The sequence below is a fragment of the Candidatus Tisiphia endosymbiont of Nemotelus uliginosus genome, from assembly GCF_964264835.1.
Taxonomy (GTDB): domain Bacteria; phylum Pseudomonadota; class Alphaproteobacteria; order Rickettsiales; family Rickettsiaceae; genus Tisiphia.
This window is the reverse complement of the sequence record NZ_OZ183485.1, coordinates 215945-232957: the sequence shown is the minus strand read 5'-3', so window position 1 is coordinate 232957 and position 17013 is coordinate 215945. Positions and strand designations below refer to the sequence as shown.

The following is a 17013-nucleotide window of genomic DNA, read 5'->3' as shown; positions in this document are numbered from 1 at the left end:
TACTATGTCCTCTCCTCTTAAACATGCACGAATAGAATCTGGTAAAACTATCGAAGAAGTGGCAGCTTATTTAAAAATTAAAAAACAATATTTAATAGCGTTAGAAGAGGGAAACTTAGATCTAATACCAGCGGCAGTATACGTAAAAGGTTATCTTAAATTGTACTCGAATTATTTAAGGGTTCCCTTAATTCCCCCTGCAGATGAGGACGCACAAAAAGCAGAAACTGCTAAACAAGCTATTGTTCGTGATCAATATAATCAAATAATTTTGAAATATAAATGGAAAAAACACTTGATTATTATTTCCATTTTAGGATTAATAATAATTGCCATAATGTTTCATGCACTATCTTCGGCTGAATAAATATCACTAGGTTCTGTGAACATTTCTATGTAATGAATAGATTTATGTGCAATAGATTTCACGAGTTGTCTCTATATATGCGACCGAATTGTCGATAACTCCTTATCCAGAATTTCCAGAATTTACGTCAGGAGGAACATTTGTATACAGAATTAACGTAAATACAGAAAACAGATGTCGTTAGTCACCATAACATTAGGTAGCAAAACTTTTCAACTAGCATGTAGTAAGGGTTCAGAGCAAGAACTCACGATTCTTGGAATTAAATTAAATGAAAGGTTGGTGCAGATAAAAAAATCTAACCTGTCTGCCTCATTTGAACTGTTATTAGTAATGGCGGCTCTAAGCTTAGAAGAGGAAGTACAAGCCTTAACTACCCAAATGACTAATGCTAGTGGTGGTAAAATCCCACTTAAAGAAGAAGAACAATTTGCAGAAACTTTAAGTACTATAGCAAGCTATTTAGAAAATCTTGCAAAAAAGATAGGAAAATGATAGAATACTGGTAATTTAATGGGCTGCTTGGCACGTGAGCTTAATGTATTTACCCCAGGACGATAATTTTTATTATTAGGAAGCTGTCACTATTCTGCGACGATTATGCAGATACACCGCATCCACCTATACATACAAGTTCTTTGAGGATCTTGAGCAACGGCTATAGCGGTTCAACTTTATGCAGTTTCTCGTGTTATATTATATCCATAAAATTCTGACTAATAATAGATTTCAATCTATTACCTTAATATTATTTGGTTGTTTGCTTGCCTTATTATTAGTAACATATAATCCAGAAGATCCATCATTTAATGCTGTTACTGATAAATATCCTAGCAATTTATTAGGTTATTTTGGGTCTTATGTTGCAGATATTTTGTATCAAATTTTTGGCTTATCCTCCTTCTTGCTCCCAGTATGCTGCATTTTTTGGTCTTTAAGTCTATGGCGTTTGCAGAAGAGATGGCTCAGTATTAGGGTCATTATAATGATGGTATGTATTATCTCGTTATCTATTTTAGGAGCTAAGATTAAAACAAATTATTTACCAGCGGGGGGAGGGGGCACAATTGGCACTTTAATACACCCCTTAATTATGCAGTTAGATTTCCGCATTCCTTATTTATTATTTATTACTACCTGTATTTTCTTATTTTTATTAATAGAAATACCTTTTTCAATCCTGTGGCAACATCTATCTAAAATATGCAAATTAATACCATCTACACATATTATGCCTTTTCCTACATTGCCAGCAAGCGTACCACATGTATCAGCAAAGCATCAAGAAATAGCCCAAAAAACTTCTTTTATTAATCAAGCAGCCTCAATGCCCACTAACGCTGCTCTACTGCACAACAATGTTGAGATAAATTTACCTTACTCCAAACCAGCGCTACCTACTGCTAAGAAAACTGATATGATATCGCCTTTGCCACCGATAGAATTATTAAGACCAGCTAATATCCAAAGTATCAAAACAGAAACCGCTTCAGAGCTTCAGCAAAATTCTCAAATATTACTTACGGTTCTTGGAGATTTTGGAGTGAAGGGCCAAATTATCAATATTAGTCAAGGTCCTGTAGTAACATTATATGAATTTGAACCAGCAGCTGGTACCAAATCCTCTAGAGTGATTGGCTTATCTGAAGATATTGCTAGGTCTTTATCGGCAATCTCAACAAGAATAGCAGTAATACCTGGTCGAAATGTATTAGGGATCGAACTACCAAATAAGCAAAGAGCTTTCTTTTGCTTGCGAGAATTAATCGAGACACTTGAGTATCAAGATCATCATATTATGTTACCTTTAATTTTGGGTAAGGATCTAGCAGGGAAACCTTTTATTGCTGATCTTGCAAAAATGCCGCACTTATTAGTTGCAGGTACAACCGGTTCAGGTAAATCAGTAGCAATTAATACTATGATTATCTCATTGCTTTATCGTTATACCCCGGAAGAGTGTCGTTTAATAATGATAGACCCCAAAATGTTGGAATTATCCGCTTATGATGGCATACCACATCTTTTAACGCCGGTAGTTACTGAAGCTGCGAAGGCAGTGGTAGCACTTAAATGGGCGGTCAAAGAGATGGAAAACCGTTATCGGGCAATGTCGAATATTGGCGTAAGAAACATAGCTGGTTATAACAGTAAAATCTCAGAAGCTATTAAGGCAGGAAAAGTCCTTGAGCGCACCATCCAAACAGGATTTGATCCAGATACTGGTAAACCAATTTATGAAACCATTGAAATCAATATGCAGAAATTACCGTTTATCGTCGTAATTGTTGATGAAATGGCTGATCTAATGTTGGTAGCTGGTAAGGATATAGAATTATCGATACAACGTCTTGCTCAAATGGCGCGGGCGGCAGGTATTCATATCATCATGGCTACTCAACGCCCTTCAGTTGACGTCATTACTGGCGTAATAAAAGCAAATTTTCCAAGTAGGATAAGTTTTAAAGTAACTTCTAAAATTGATAGTAGGACTATTCTAGGAGAACAAGGTTCTGAGCAGCTACTTGGAATGGGGGATATGCTATATATGGGTAATGCCTCAAAAATTAGTAGGGTGCATGGACCATTTGTTGACGATAAAGAGGTGGAAAAAATTACTGAATATTTAAGATCCACAGGCATCCCAGAATATATCTCAGCAGTAACGCAACAGTTAGAGGAAGATGAATCCAAGTTTGAGAATTTTGATAATGATGCAACAAGTGAGGAAGGGCTATATCAGAAAGCTCTACAAATAGTTCAAACAGAACGCAAAATCTCGATTAGCTATATTCAACGATGTTTAAGAATAGGTTATAATAAAGCGGCTACCATAGTTGATAAAATGGAACAACAAGGAGTCATATCCCCACCAAATCATGTTGGAAAAAGAGAAATATTATTACCAGAAAACTAGATTATGGAAATCTCACCCAATGATAAAGTCATTTTTTAACTATACCATAGTTAGAGTATATCTCATATTACAGCTTATTATTCGCGCGTCATTAAGCCTATATGCTTTATTAGAACAAGTAATAGGTTACTCTGATTTATTTGCCATTTTTATTGTTGGTATATTGAATGATTTGATATCGCTTGTTTATTTTCTGCCAGTAATATTAATTCTTTCTACTTTATTAGATAAATTTTTAAGCAAGTATAAAGTGCTATATTTAAGCGGCTGTTTTATTAGCTATTTTAGTATTATTACTCTATTTATTTTTATCGCAATTGCTGAACTAATTTTTTGGGATGAATTTGGTACTAGATTTAATTTTATTGCGGTAGATTATTTAATTTATACTCATGAGATTATTGGTACTATTAGGGAGTCAGTCCCTTATATTCCTATATCATTAGCTATTATATTACTGAGTTTGTTTATTAGCTTTTTCTCTAGGCATTATATAATTACTCAATTAAATAATATAAAAAAGCAAAATAATATTTATAGGGCGCTAATTTCATTAATACTAGCTCTTCTCGCTTTTAACTTATATAACCCTAATAAAATTAATTTTAGTGCTAATAAATATGCACTGGAGTTAGGAAAAAATGGTTATTATGAATTTTTTTCGGCTTTTTTTAATAATAGCTTAGATTATAATAGTTTTTTTCCGGTAATTGACAACCAGCAAGCCTTAAATATTGTGCGCACAAATTTAGCAAAGGAAGCGCCACTATTTCTTGATAATTCTACCATCAATCGCAGAATTACTGCTCGCTCTCCTAATATAGACAAATATAATGTGATTTTTATTACTGTCGAGAGCTTAAGTAGTGAGTTTATGGCAAAATTTGGCAATCAACAAAATATTACTCCAAATTTAGATAAATTAGCGGCAGAAAGCATATTTTTTACTAATATATATGCGGTAGGCACTAGAACAGTACGTGGTTTAGAGGCCATTACTTTGTCAGTACCTCCTACCCCTGGTTCTTCCATCATACGTAGGCCAAATAATCAATCATTATTTAATATCGCTACGATCTTTAAGCAGCAGGGGTATAATATTAATTTCATTTTTGGGGGATATAGTTATTTTGATAATTTACAAAACTATTTTCAAGGTAATGGTTATGACATAATTGATAGAAATAACCTAAAACGCGAGGAAATAAGCTTTGCCAATATTTGGGGGGTGGCAGATGAAGATATATTAAATAAATCTCTAGAGATTGCTGATCAAAATTACCAACAGGGTAAAGCTTTTTTTTCTTTGATCATGACTACTTCTAATCATCGTCCTTATACTTTTCCTAAAGACAGAATTGACTTACCCTCTGGTAGCGGGCGTAGTGCCGCTGTGAAATATACTGATTATGCTATTGGTAAATTTCTTGATATTGCTAAGACGCGTCCTTGGTTTGCAAATACTATATTTGTAATTACTGCTGATCACTGTGCCTCAAGTGCTGGCAAAACAGATCTTCCAATCAATAAATATCATATACCGCTACTAATATATGCTCCTGAAATACTCAAACCACAAGTAAATGATAACTTAGCGAGCCAAATTGATATCGCCCCCACTATCTTTGGGTTATTAAATTTTTCCTATAATAGTAAATTCTTTGGGCAAGATATATTAAATTCTGCTCCTAATAGAGCGTTTATTAGTACCTATCAATTACTTGGTTTTATGAAAGATAATCATCTAATAATTTTAGCTCCAAAAGCTCAAACTATTACTTATAAACTCATTGGAAACGATAGACAGAAAGTAAAAAATATTACAAGTTTAGTAGAGGAAGCTATAAGCTTTTATCAAACTGCTTATAATTTATATATTAAGAATGACCTGAGAGAATGACCATAATATGAGTAAAAGCTTTATATTTAAAATTAGTATTTTTCTCTCCATAATTTTTGGTATTTTCTATTGGACTTATAACCATTATCTGCAAGATGATGAGGAGATAATAACCATCTACCCTGACCCTGCGCCTACTAAGATTAAACCTGAAGAAAGCAGAGGAATAATAATTGCCAATACGCAAAATACGATTTATGAAAATTTACAGAAAAAGAAGATAGGCAAACAAATTGTGTTGCAGCCAGAGCCAGAAAAACCATTAAATATTAATCCTACCAAATCTCTGCGCAATGACGAAATTGACCCTATAGAGAATATTATATTGGAAATAGAGGAAATAGATAAAGCTATAACTCACAACCTAGATATTAAAGCAAAAGTAAAAGAAGGAGCAGGGCAGAATACAGTACCAACAGTTGGTATAAAAGAGAAAATTTTTGCAAGAGAAATGGTTACGGCAGAGATTAACCAGGTTAATCTTCCTAAAGCAGGGTTAAACATTATCAAAGTTGCAGAAAAACGTAAGGATTTTAGTGAAAAACAATTATTAAATAAGAAAAAAATCAACTATTATAAAATCCAGTTAGCCTCCGTTAAGACGGAAGTAGTGGCAAATCAAGAAATGGACAGAATCAAGAAAAAATACGCCAAACTGTTTAATAAAATACCATTATTCGTCCGTAAAATGCGCTCCGAGCAAGGAAATTTATTCTATTCAGTGATGGCTGGTAATTATGAAGATATAACGCAGGCTAAAGCAATATGTAAAAAATTGGATAATTCTCAAGGATGTTTAATTACTAACCGGTGATCTGATCTGCATTAGATATCACCATAAAAAAAACAATATCATAATCCTGAAAAAATAACATTTATGAACATTAAAGTTAATATTAAAAAGCTAGAACATGCCGCAGATATTTTACCTGTATATGCTACCAAGCATAGTAGTGGGATGGATCTAATTGCCGCCAATATTGAGCCAATAATTATCAAATCCAATAAGGTACAATTGGTTCCTACTGGCATTTGTATAGCATTGCCTGATTATTTAGAAGCGCAAATAAGGCCACGATCAGGTTTAGCTCTTAACCATGGGGTGACAGTATTAAATGCTCCAGGGACAATTGACGCTGATTACCGTGGCGAAATAAAAGTAATTTTAATTAACCATGCTCCCGAGGATTTTATAGTAATGCGAGGTATGAAAATTGCCCAAATGATTATTGCAAGGTACGAGCAAATATTATGGAATGAAGTAGATATATTAGATGACACAGCTAGAGGTGCGGGCGGATTTGGCTCAACTGGTAAATTTTAATGAGCCTTAAAGGTTAATAGAATATTTTAAGTTCATTAAGTAAGGCACAAGAGACATGTTATTATATATTATAGTACTCTCTATTACTATTGGAATCTTGCTATTGGCTTTATTAGCATATTTTTATTATCAGACTATTAAAATAAAAACTGAATTGAATTGTTTGTCAAATAGCTACCTGGAAATAACTCAGCAAAATCAACTGCTTCAGCAAGAAAAAATTACTTCTATACAAAAAATTGAACAATTAACTAGTAAGATAGAATACCAAAAACACGTGATAGAAGATTCCGAAAAAATTAGACAAGCATCCTATTTAGCAGCACAAAATAGTTTATTAGAGTTAGGAAACAAACTTTCGCAACAACTAATAGCAATTCATAAGAGAGAAAATCAAGAAGTCAGGGAATTAGCTGAAAAAAATATTGCAGTATCTGCTAACAAATTTAACAGCGAGTTTGAGCGCTTAATTAATATAGTAGGGGCGCTTAGTAGGGATATTGAACAATCGAAAGGAACTGTAGATATTATCAAACAATCTCTTCTTTCTCCATCAGGAGCCGGTTTACTTGCGGAAATTACTCTAGAAAATATTTTAAAATCTTCAGGTCTGCAACCTAATTTAGATTTTATTATCCAATATTCTGTCACAACTATAGATAATTTAAAACTGCGGCCTGATGCAGTAATTTTTTTACCAGCTGGTAATTTGATGGTGATTGATGCTAAAGCTTCCAAATTCTTAGTAGAACAGCAACAAGATAAAGGAAACCTTGGTAAAACCATGAATATCCATCTGAAAAACTTAAATAGTAAAGATTATGCAGAAAATATTTTAGCTAATTTACAAGATAAAAAAGAAGATTTTGCTAATATAGTGACCTTAATGTTTGTTCCTACTGAACAAGCGATTGAGAAGATTGTAGGAGCTGATCGTAACTTCTTACAAAAAGCCTGGGAAAATAATATTTTTCCCGTAGGGCCCAGTGGTTTAATGAATATGTTATCCTTTGCTAAGTTCCAAATTTCAGATTATCGGCGTTCGGAAAATCATAAGCTTATTATAGAAGAAGTAAGAAAATTATTAACTTCTATCTCTTCGCTTGCTGATTATTCTCAGAAGCTTGGTAATAATATTCAGCATATAGTCAATAATTATGATAAGTTTGCCGCTTCATTTAATAGAAATTTTTTAAGTAGAGCTAAGAATATACAAAAATTAGGGGTAGATATAGGTAAGAAGATTATCCAAAATCCTCTTGATCGCTATCAACTTGTCTCCTCCAAGTCTGAAATTATCGACGTTGAAGCAATAGATCCCTTAAATAAAATTGAAGAGTGGTAGATTTGATAAGCCAAATTTAGTATTTTTAGGTATGATATTGCATAGTACCCCACAGATTTTACAGGAGGGTTAAAATAATAAATTGAATAAGTGACTGAGAGTCACTAATCTCCGCTGAGAAACAAGCAACAGGAGGTATTAATGGACTCTCAATCACTATACCAAATATTATACATATTTTTAGATTGGCACCCAGCACGAATTAAAACATTTGCAGAATTAATTTGTGCAGTAGTAAAAGCTAAAACTGTGAGAATCAAAGAATTAGCACTGTATGTCGCTTCTAAAGGCAATTTGCATGCCAAGATTGTTAAAGTTGAGCGTTTGCTTTTAGAACAAAATATGTGCTTTATAAGTTTAGGGAAAATTATTGTTAAATTGCTCTGTCTAACAGGTAAAATTAGCCTTGCCATAGATAGAACCAGCTGGCAATTTGGTATTAAAAATTTGAATTTTTTTGTTGCAACTATCGTTTATGGTAATATTTCAATTCCTATAGCATGGTTGTTACTTGATAAAAAAGGCAACTCTTCTACTAATGAAAGAAAGAAATTGATTGAGCAAATTTTAACAATTATACCTAAGGAAATGATAGAGCTTATCCTTGCCGATCGGGAATTTGTTGGTGAGGAATGGTTGCAATATATGGGTGGAATCCAAAAATTACCTTTTGCTATCAGGCTAAGAAAAAGTGAGAAGGTCAAGCATTTCAACGGTGGCAAGATGAAGTTGAATAAATGTTTTGCCGATATGCAAATGGGTGACACTAAAACTATAGAAAGCAAAATTTACAATGGTATGGCAATTAAAATAACTTGTTTGCAATTAGAAAGAGAGCAACTATTTATTGCTAGTAATGTGCTTATTGGTGAATGTGCTTTGCTAGCATATAAGCAGAGGTGGAGCATTGAGCGACCTTTTCTGTCTCTCAAGTCATCTGGATTTAATATTGAAGATACCCACATTACAGATCAAAAAAAGCTGGAAAAACTATTTGCAATAGTATCTTTATCCTTAGCTATTTGCGTGCTTGCTGGTGACATTAAGAACAAAATTTATCCTATAAAGATCAAAAAACATGGTCGTAAATTATACTCATTATTTACTTACGGATTTGATTGGATAAAAGATTATTTTTATAACTCGTTAAGTGATACCCCTGCTATGTTGTTTTCATTACTACGAAAACACATTATGCATGCCTTTCAACTTCAACAATAAGTGTGGGGTACTATGATGATATTGTTGTAAAAGAGTTTAGCTTAAACTTACCTGCTATAACACGCTTTTTTTATGCTTTCTATTACGTCTTCTATAGTAGGTAAGGCTAATTTTTCTAAATTCACTGCATATGGTAGCGGTACATCTTTACCAGAAACGATCTCTATAGGAGCGTCTAGATAATCAAACGCATTTTTCATGACTAGACTTGCTATACTTGCCCCAACGCCTGAGAAAAACCAACCTTCTTCTATAATGACTAAACGGTTAGTTTTTTTCACAGACTCTATTATGGTTTCTATATCTAAAGGTTTTATAGTTCTTAAATCTATTACCTCACAATTAATCCCTAGTTCCTTTACGCTGCTAGATGCTTCTAATGCTAACTTAACTTGCAAAGAAAATGCTATGATCGTTACATCATCACCTTCTACCAGCCTTTTCGCCTCCCCAAATGGTATCGGTTCTACTGTGTCGGCTATTTCAAAACTATGACCATACAGAATTTCATTTTCTAGGAAAATTACAGGATTATCATCGCGAATTGCCGTCTTAAATAATCCTTTATGATCTTCAGCACTATAAGGCGTTACTACTTTCAGACCAGGGATATGACTATAACAAGCCGCATAATTCTGACTATGCTGAGCAGCCACCCTACTAGCAGCGCCATTTGGACCGCGAAACACTATAGGACATTTTATTATTCCGCCAGACATATAATGCGTCTTAGCAGCCGAATTAACTATTTGGTCCATTGCCTGCATTGCAAAATTAAAGGTCATAAATTCAACAATGGGCCGAAGGCCTGCGAATGCCGCTCCTACAGCAATTCCGGCAAAACCATGTTCGCTGATAGGAGTATCTATTACTCTTTTAGGACCAAATTGTTCTAATAACCCTTGCGTTACTTTATAAGCCCCTTGATATTCTGCTACTTCTTCGCCCATAATAAAGATTTTTTCATCTATTAACATTTCTTCTTGCATAGCATCACGCAATGCTTCACGTACGGTGATATGTAACATCTTTTTACTCATTAACATAAATATTAGTGTATAATTCTTTAGGATCAGGTAGAGGGGAGCTTTCTGCAAATTCTACGGCGCTAGCTACTATATCTTTTACTTTTTTCTCAATTTCTTTTAATGTTACTTCACTAGCATAATTATTGCTTAAGATTGTATTTTTTACTCGCAATAAAGGGTCTTGCTCTTTATAAGTTTCTACTTCTTCTTTAGTACGGTATTTAGCAGGGTCAGACATGGAATGGCCCCTATAGCGATAAGTATTTACTTCTAATATTATTGGACCGCCTCCTCCTCTGACAAATTCAGCAGCTTGCTGCGAATAATCATACATTGATTCTAATGACATTCCATCTGCTTTATATCCCTTAATACCAAAGGATTCACCTTTTTTATACAGATCTGTGATAAAAGTAGATCTCGCAACTGAGGTGCCCATAGAATATTGGTTATTCTCAATAATATATATTACAGGTAATTGCCATAACGCGGCGATATTAAAGGCCTCATAAACCTGTCCTTGATTCACTGCTCCATCTCCTAGAAAAGTGAAACAAATATTGGTAGTATTGTGATATTTTTCGGCAAAGGCTAACCCTGTCCCTATAGGGACTTGTGCGCCTACGATACCATGCCCTCCATAAAACTTATTTTTAAGGTCAAACATATGCATTGACCCACCCTTACCTTTAGAACACCCTGTTTCTTTGCCCATTAATTCTGCTAATACATATTTAGGTTCAGTACCAGCTAAGATAATATGGGCATGATCTCTATAACTGGTAATCATACTATCACCAGCTTGTTTCACTAAATCTATGCTAGTTATCACTGCTTCTTGTCCAATATATAGATGGCAAAATCCTCCTATTAAGCCCATACCATATAATTGGCCACATTTTTCTTCAAATCTTCTGAGTAATAACATTTTTTCATAAGATTCAAGATATTGAATATTATTTAATTTATATTTACCGGGAACAATCATCTATATACCGTATTTTTTATATAAAAGGGAAATATTAGCTTCTAGGCAGAAAATGTTGTAGAACCATTTATTAATCCATTTTCTAAGCAAAACAAGAGTTTAAGGAGCATATGCTAATTTATGTTTTAAGTTTACTAATTTAATGTGACAATTCACGCTGCAGGTAGCGTTTGCTACCTTCTTTTTAGCTAATGAATTTTCTTTAGGCCGCAGGGCAATATTTTGTAGAAATTCTTTTGTTTCTTTATGCAAATATTGAACTCTTACTTTGGTTATACCGCACCGTTTAAATCCTAAAACTTCGGCTGCCTTTTCTGAAACGTCTAAAATGCGATTTTTACAGAACGGACCTCTATCATTCACCATAACTATTAAAGATTTACGATTATTTAAATTGGTAACTTTAATTAAGCTAGGTAAAGGTAAGCTGGTATGAGCAGCAGTTAATAAATGCTTGTTATACCTATCGCCATTTGCAGTTTTCTTGCCATGAAAACCATCCTTGGCGCCGTACCATGAGGCTATACCAACCTGATCATAATTTATATCTTCAGTAGGTTGATAAGTTTTACCTTTAATACTATATTTTTTACCAATTTTATAGTGTCCTTTGTAATGAATATTCTTAGGGTCTTCTTTTGATAATTCTCTATAAGAACCAGGTTTCTTTCCTGTTGAACAAGCAGTAAGGGCTAGAGAAAGTATTAATAATAAAAAAGACCTAATATATACCATTTTCATTTAATCGTGCCTATTCTCTTCAATATTTTGTTGGATTTTAGCATGGCACACAACTCTTTCTACACCTTTTACTTGCGAAGCTATAATACTAACTTGTTCTAATTCTTCCTCAGACCTTGCCATACCAAATATATATACTACATCCTTCACCGTGACAATTGTATAATTAACAAACTTTATATTGCGGTTAAGGAAGGTTTTAGTTTTAATTTGGGTAGTAATCATAGTGTCACGGGTATATTGTCCTAAATCAAACTTATCACTCTTCTTATCAATGATTAACTCATTAATCACTTCTTCTACTCCGGCTATTGCCCATACCAGCTCGACAGCTTTTAGTGCATCATCTTCACTATCTATAATACCGGTAAACAGCACTCTAGCCTGTTCGACTTCTACTTTGATTTTAGTATATAATTCTCTAAAATTATTTTTTATGAAAGATGCTTTAATTTGTGCTGATATTTTCATATCATCCACTGTTTCTCCTAAGGTTTGGTCTTTAGCAGCTACTATAGTGGTGCTGGCGGCGCCAACAAACACGGCGGGAAGGCATCCCGTAAGACAAAAAGATAAAACTATTAAGATAATATTTGCATGTGGCATATGATGAGTAATTTGTTACGCTAGAATCAGGCTCATTCTAATAAATATTTAGAGTAAACACAACAAAATATAATATTATAGAGATTAATAGGGTGTTAATTCATGCGTTGTTACCTAATACCATTTACGAAAACTAATTATCTACGTTCGTCGTACTTCATAATCTTCTGCTCCTCACGTATACGTCTGTCACACTACTGGACAAAAATAGAAAATGGTTAAAAAAACATATTATTTTAAGTACAAAATGTTATTTTTGAGATAATAATTGCTAAAAACGAGCTTTAGCAGATAACAATTTTTGTACTTTTTCAACCATTTTCTATTTTTGTCCAGTAGTGTGATACGTCCGTACGCGCAGGTAGCGGGCACTCGTACTCCTAGTGCTAATTTAGTTCCCGGAAATGGTATTATAGCAAATTGCTTTCTTCACATTAGGTAGTTGTATTTCGGGATTCGTCGTGTCACCTAGATCTACTAGGTTCCGCGCGCCTTACCACTCATACTCCTGCTCCTACTACTGTCTTGAAAGCAACTTGGTATTAGTTAAAAATGATTGGCAATTCAGGTTAAAAAGATTATAATCGGACAATTCAAATTAATAGATACATATTATGGGAATGAGTTTCGCGCACTTATTAGTGATATTATTGATTATCTTACTATTATTTGGTGCCGGTAAGTTACCGCAAGTAATGTCTGAGCTAGCCAAGGGTCTTAAAGCTTTTAAAGAAGGGATGAAAGATATAGAGCACAAAAATGACAAGAAAGATTAATCTGTCTAGGTTCTATGAATATTTCTCTCTAATAATGGTTGATTTCTTTGTTATGTGCATTCTTGCATCCTCACAGACCTTGTATTACGCGGCAGTTCTGCGAGCGAAAACGTCTGTAAATCTACTCATCAGACCTCTTGCATAACCTAAAGATAATTGAGGAATTTTTAGGAAAAACGAAGTCGAGTACCGTAGCATACTTAAATTGTATGTGAGGAACGGAGATGAGTTTTGACAACAAAATTACCAATTAGATTAGGTTATGCAAGAGGTCTATTACATTTTTTTGGGGTTTCACATGTTCACCTCGCGTACTTACTCTTCCGCTCTGCGTGTTCGCCCCTTAAAATAAAATCCAACTCTTGAAATCCATTGAGTATATTATTACTCGTGCTTCTACCTGTGATAGAGCGGCAATATTACAAAATTATGTGCTCGTTAAATGATAGAGCCTGTACCCCCTTTCCACTGTTAGCTTATTAGGGTAGGGGGGCAAAACATTACTAACTATTAGAACTTAAATCCAACACCTAATGATACAACTAAAGGGTTGAGCTTGATTTTAGATGATACGCTGCGAGGACCTACTAAAGCGTTCTTATAATCAACTTTAGCTTTGAATAAATATTGTTTTATATCTAGGTTAATTAAAGTATCATCTTTAGCATAAAAATCTATACCAGCTTGTATTACTGGCCCAAAGGCATTTTTCATTTTAAATGCTTTAGATTTAGTTAACATATAGGACCCATGATATCCCGCTCCAACGTAAGGACTAATTGAGCCAAAAGGTGCAATATGATATTGCGCAAGTAGGGTTACAGGAATTGTATAGATTTGTTTTCTTTTGCCAATAGCCTTGATATTACCGTCATTATTAGCAGCAACATTTGCTAAATGATTAGCCTTAATACGTAATACATCAAAACCTAAAGATAATTCAGCAGCAATGTTAGTGGAAAAGAATATAGAGGTAGATGCCTCTACTCCATAACCAACTTCAGTAAAGCTACCAACTGCTACTGGATTGGGAACAATAGCGGAAGGGGGCGGCTTTGGGGTGCCTCTAGTTTTTATACCTGAAGCTCGGATTTTAAATATCAGATCTCCCTCATTCCCATAATAATCTATATTATCATTACTATTATCTTCATCTTGAGCAGCAAAACTATTAATGCTCACAAAACTTATCAATAAAAACACTATCAAATTTTTAGCGACTTTGATCATCATTGCAACCTTTCCTTGCTTTTAATATATTACTGTATTATACATACTCTTCCTGGCAAGAAAATCAAATAATATGTATAAATTTCTTGAAGCTTATAGTTCTCGGTGGTAATTATAGCACTAGTTTCTTCTGTATACAGAGGTTATTAAAAAAAAACATAGAAATTTGATATTACCAGTGACCTCGAATTAAGTTTATTGTCAATCCCAGAAGGATTATAAATAACAAAAACAAAAGGTAGATATAATGAACAATAAATTAACGAATTATTTTATTGGCATCGGGTGGTTTATATTAAGCTTATTAAGTAGCGCGACTAACGATATAATAGCAAAATACCTAGGAATTAGATTACATAGCTTTGAAGTGGCATTTTTCCGTTTTCTCTTTAGTGCAGTAACCTTAATACCGTTTATTGTATATTATGGAACACAAACTCTTAGAACTAACCGTCCATTCATCCATATACTCAGGGGGATTTTATTATTTTTTGGTATGACTTCCTGGACTTATGGGTTAAGTATTGCCCCGGTAACGACTGCTACGGTAATTGGTTTTGCTACTCCTCTATTTACTTTAAGTTTAGCAGTATTTTTCTTAAAGGAAGAAATTATTTGGCAAAGATGGGCAGTAACGTGCCTTGGTTTTATTGGTATTATCATTACTCTCAAGCCACATGCTACTGATTTTAATCCTCATATATTATTTTTTGTATTAGCAGCCATATCATTTGCAATGTTGGATATTATTAATAAAAAATTTGTCATAAAAGAATCAATGATTAGTATGCTATTTTACTCGGCATTGGTCACCTCTATCATATCGGTGCCGCCATCATTACTCTATTGGCAAACCCCAACTATAGCAGAGTTTATCTTACTATTTAGTTTAGGAGTGGGTGGTAGTTTAATCTTATTCTTCTTATTAAAAGCATTTTCTTTAGTTGATGCTACTGCTACGGCCCCTTATCGATATATAGAGTTGATGCTCTCAGCAGTAGCAGGATATGTCATTTTTAATGAGATTCCTGAACGGAATGTCCTATATGGGGCTTTAATAATCATTCCTACAACATTATTTATGATATATTCGGAAAAAAAACATATAACTCGATGAAAATAATATTCTAGATAAAAATAGACTTACTGCATAATGATAAATACAAAAACATTAAAAATTTATATTGATTAAAGGAAATATGAATAAACGTAAATTAGTTTTTGCTAGTGGTATAGCAAATGCATTTGAATGGTATGATTATGCATTATTTGCCCATTTTGCTCCAATAATAGGTATCAAGTTTTTTCCTGGCGATAGTTCTAGTGATTCCTTGTTACATGCTTTTATTGCCTTTGCTCTTGGTTATTTAATGCGACCAATAGGAGGCATATTCTTTGGAATATTAGGTGATAGATTTGGTAGGAAAACTGCTTTAAGTGCCTCTATATTTTGTATGGCGTTGCCAACAGCATTGATCGGCTTAATTCCTACTTATGATGAGATAGGCATTCTTGCTACTATCCTAATGATTTTAGCGCGAATGTTGCAAGGGTTATCAATGGGAGGAGCACTTACTGGCTCGATCTCATTCATTATTGAACATACTGAACCTGAATATCGTGGCTTTACAGGTAGTATATCTATGGCCAGTATTTGTGCAGGAATATTATTTGGTTCCATAATTGCTAGTCTAATTCAAATGATTTTATCGGTTGAACAATTTAATAATTGGGGATGGAGGATTCCTTTTTTACTTGGAATCTTTATTTTACTGGCTGGTCTTTATATCAAAAAATATACTAGTGAAACTCCTGTATTTCAAGGAATAAAGGTAGAGGGGACAATCTTAAAATCGCCTCTTAAAAAGGTCATATCTGGGCATTGGGTTGATATGTTAATCTCAATATTCATTAATTCTACCGGTTCGGTAATATTTTATTTACAGGCAATTTACTTAATGTCATTTTTAAGAATAAACCGTAATTTTAGTGATTCTGATGTTAGTAATCTAGCAAATTGTTGCTATCTAGTTATGATAGGTGCTACTTTATGTTCGGGGTATTTATCAGATATAATTGGCAGAAAACGATTATTTATTATTAACTTATTTCTAATTATTGTGATTACCCCATTTTTAATAAATATAATTGAAACTAAGGATTTTTATTTGATAATTGTAGCGCAAATTATCTTATCAATCTTAGCGGCTTTTTATATTGGACCTGAGCCTGCGCTGCAAGCTGAGATGTATCCGACAAATATAAGAAATACTGCCTTATCATTGTCATATAATATCGCAACTAGTCTTTTTGGTGGTACTACCCCTTTGGTCTTAGAATATTTAATACAAAAAACTGGCACTATTACTTCTGCCATTTATTATGTTATTACTTGTGGTATTGCTAGTCTAGTAGCGCTTGCTTTTTATAAGAATCGTGTAATATAGGTGAGTTGATTATTTAGAAATGTTCACAGCACCTAAATTTTAAAAGAAAATTTTGTGCATAATTTTCTAGCCATTTTTAGCAAAATTATCTATAAAATGAATAGCACTTATTATATTAAATGG

General features: G+C 33.6%; 15 protein-coding genes, 1 other RNA gene and 1 pseudogene. 12 read left to right on the top strand and 5 right to left on the bottom strand.

Annotated features, from left to right (window positions below; genetic code table 11):
* The first annotated feature begins 4 nt into the window (after positions 1-4).
* The 9 genes from ACFELV_RS00970 (at position 5) to ACFELV_RS00930 (ending at position 9074) form a co-directional block, all read left to right on the top strand.
* Positions 5-367 carry a helix-turn-helix domain-containing protein gene (locus ACFELV_RS00970; protein ID WP_375326361.1) on the top strand — a complete coding sequence of 121 codons (363 nt, stop codon included), beginning with the start codon at positions 5-7 and terminating at the stop codon, positions 365-367.
* 174 nt (positions 368-541) lie between these two features.
* Positions 542-862 carry a cell division protein ZapA gene (locus ACFELV_RS00965; protein ID WP_375326360.1) on the top strand — a complete coding sequence of 107 codons (321 nt, stop codon included), beginning with the start codon at positions 542-544 and terminating at the stop codon, positions 860-862.
* 17 nt (positions 863-879) lie between these two features.
* Positions 880-1041, top strand: a non-coding RNA gene (ssrS, locus tag ACFELV_RS00960) — 6S RNA.
* Between the two features lie 14 nt (positions 1042-1055).
* Entirely contained in the window at positions 1056-3284 is a 2229-nt protein-coding gene (locus tag ACFELV_RS00955; RefSeq protein WP_375326359.1) for an FtsK/SpoIIIE family DNA translocase, read from the top strand.
* Between the two features lie 19 nt (positions 3285-3303).
* Positions 3304-5184 carry an LTA synthase family protein gene (locus tag ACFELV_RS00950; RefSeq protein ID WP_375326358.1) on the top strand — a complete coding sequence of 627 codons (1881 nt, stop codon included), beginning with the start codon at positions 3304-3306 and terminating at the stop codon, positions 5182-5184.
* A gap of 7 nt (positions 5185-5191) precedes the next feature.
* A complete protein-coding gene (locus tag ACFELV_RS00945; RefSeq protein WP_375326357.1) occupies positions 5192-5998 on the top strand; it encodes an SPOR domain-containing protein in 807 nt (268 codons plus the stop codon).
* 63 nt (positions 5999-6061) lie between these two features.
* The gene (gene dut, locus ACFELV_RS00940) at positions 6062-6508 is read left to right on the top strand and encodes a dUTP diphosphatase (RefSeq protein ID WP_375326356.1); all 447 of its coding nucleotides are present in this window, start codon (positions 6062-6064) and stop codon (positions 6506-6508) included.
* A gap of 55 nt (positions 6509-6563) precedes the next feature.
* Entirely contained in the window at positions 6564-7853 is a 1290-nt protein-coding gene (locus tag ACFELV_RS00935; protein WP_375326355.1) for a DNA recombination protein RmuC, read from the top strand.
* Positions 7854-7994: 141 nt separating this feature from the next.
* Entirely contained in the window at positions 7995-9074 is a 1080-nt protein-coding gene (locus ACFELV_RS00930) for an IS4 family transposase (protein WP_375326208.1), read from the top strand.
* Positions 9075-9121: 47 nt separating this feature from the next.
* On the opposite strand, the gene ACFELV_RS00925 is transcribed toward ACFELV_RS00930, so the two are convergent.
* The 4 genes and pseudogenes from ACFELV_RS00925 to ACFELV_RS00910 all read right to left on the bottom strand — a co-directional run bounded on the left by ACFELV_RS00925 (position 9122) and on the right by ACFELV_RS00910 (position 12437).
* Positions 9122-10102, bottom strand: coding sequence for a pyruvate dehydrogenase complex E1 component subunit beta (locus ACFELV_RS00925; RefSeq protein WP_375327479.1), 981 nt, complete (start codon positions 10100-10102; stop codon positions 9122-9124).
* Positions 10103-10106: 4 nt separating this feature from the next.
* Positions 10107-11090, bottom strand: a complete 984-nt coding sequence (gene pdhA / locus ACFELV_RS00920) for a pyruvate dehydrogenase (acetyl-transferring) E1 component subunit alpha (RefSeq protein ID WP_375326354.1) — start codon at positions 11088-11090, stop codon at positions 10107-10109.
* A 99-nt stretch (positions 11091-11189) separates the two neighbouring features.
* Positions 11190-11804 (bottom strand): annotated as a pseudogene (locus tag ACFELV_RS00915) (septal ring lytic transglycosylase RlpA family protein); the annotation flags it as partial.
* Positions 11805-11831: 27 nt separating this feature from the next.
* Positions 11832-12437 carry a BON domain-containing protein gene (locus tag ACFELV_RS00910; RefSeq protein ID WP_375326353.1) on the bottom strand — a complete coding sequence of 202 codons (606 nt, stop codon included), beginning with the start codon at positions 12435-12437 and terminating at the stop codon, positions 11832-11834.
* 614 nt (positions 12438-13051) lie between these two features.
* Between ACFELV_RS00910 and ACFELV_RS00905 the strand changes: the two genes are divergently transcribed.
* Complete coding sequence (locus ACFELV_RS00905) at positions 13052-13213, top strand: Sec-independent protein translocase subunit TatA (RefSeq protein ID WP_375326352.1); 162 nt, start codon at positions 13052-13054, stop codon at positions 13211-13213.
* Between the two features lie 510 nt (positions 13214-13723).
* Here ACFELV_RS00905 and ACFELV_RS00900 read toward each other — a convergent pair.
* Positions 13724-14443 (bottom strand): OmpW family outer membrane protein, encoded by a 720-nt coding sequence (locus tag ACFELV_RS00900; RefSeq protein WP_375327478.1) that lies wholly within the window; start codon positions 14441-14443, stop codon positions 13724-13726.
* Between the two features lie 247 nt (positions 14444-14690).
* On the opposite strand from ACFELV_RS00900, the gene ACFELV_RS00895 reads away from it, so the two are divergent.
* Together ACFELV_RS00895 and ACFELV_RS00890 are read left to right on the top strand one after the other, a co-directional pair.
* A complete protein-coding gene (locus tag ACFELV_RS00895) occupies positions 14691-15560 on the top strand; it encodes a DMT family transporter (RefSeq protein ID WP_375326351.1) in 870 nt (289 codons plus the stop codon).
* An 82-nt stretch (positions 15561-15642) separates the two neighbouring features.
* The gene (locus ACFELV_RS00890) at positions 15643-16890 is read left to right on the top strand and encodes an MFS transporter (RefSeq protein ID WP_375326350.1); all 1248 of its coding nucleotides are present in this window, start codon (positions 15643-15645) and stop codon (positions 16888-16890) included.
* Positions 16891-17013 lie beyond the last annotated feature (123 nt).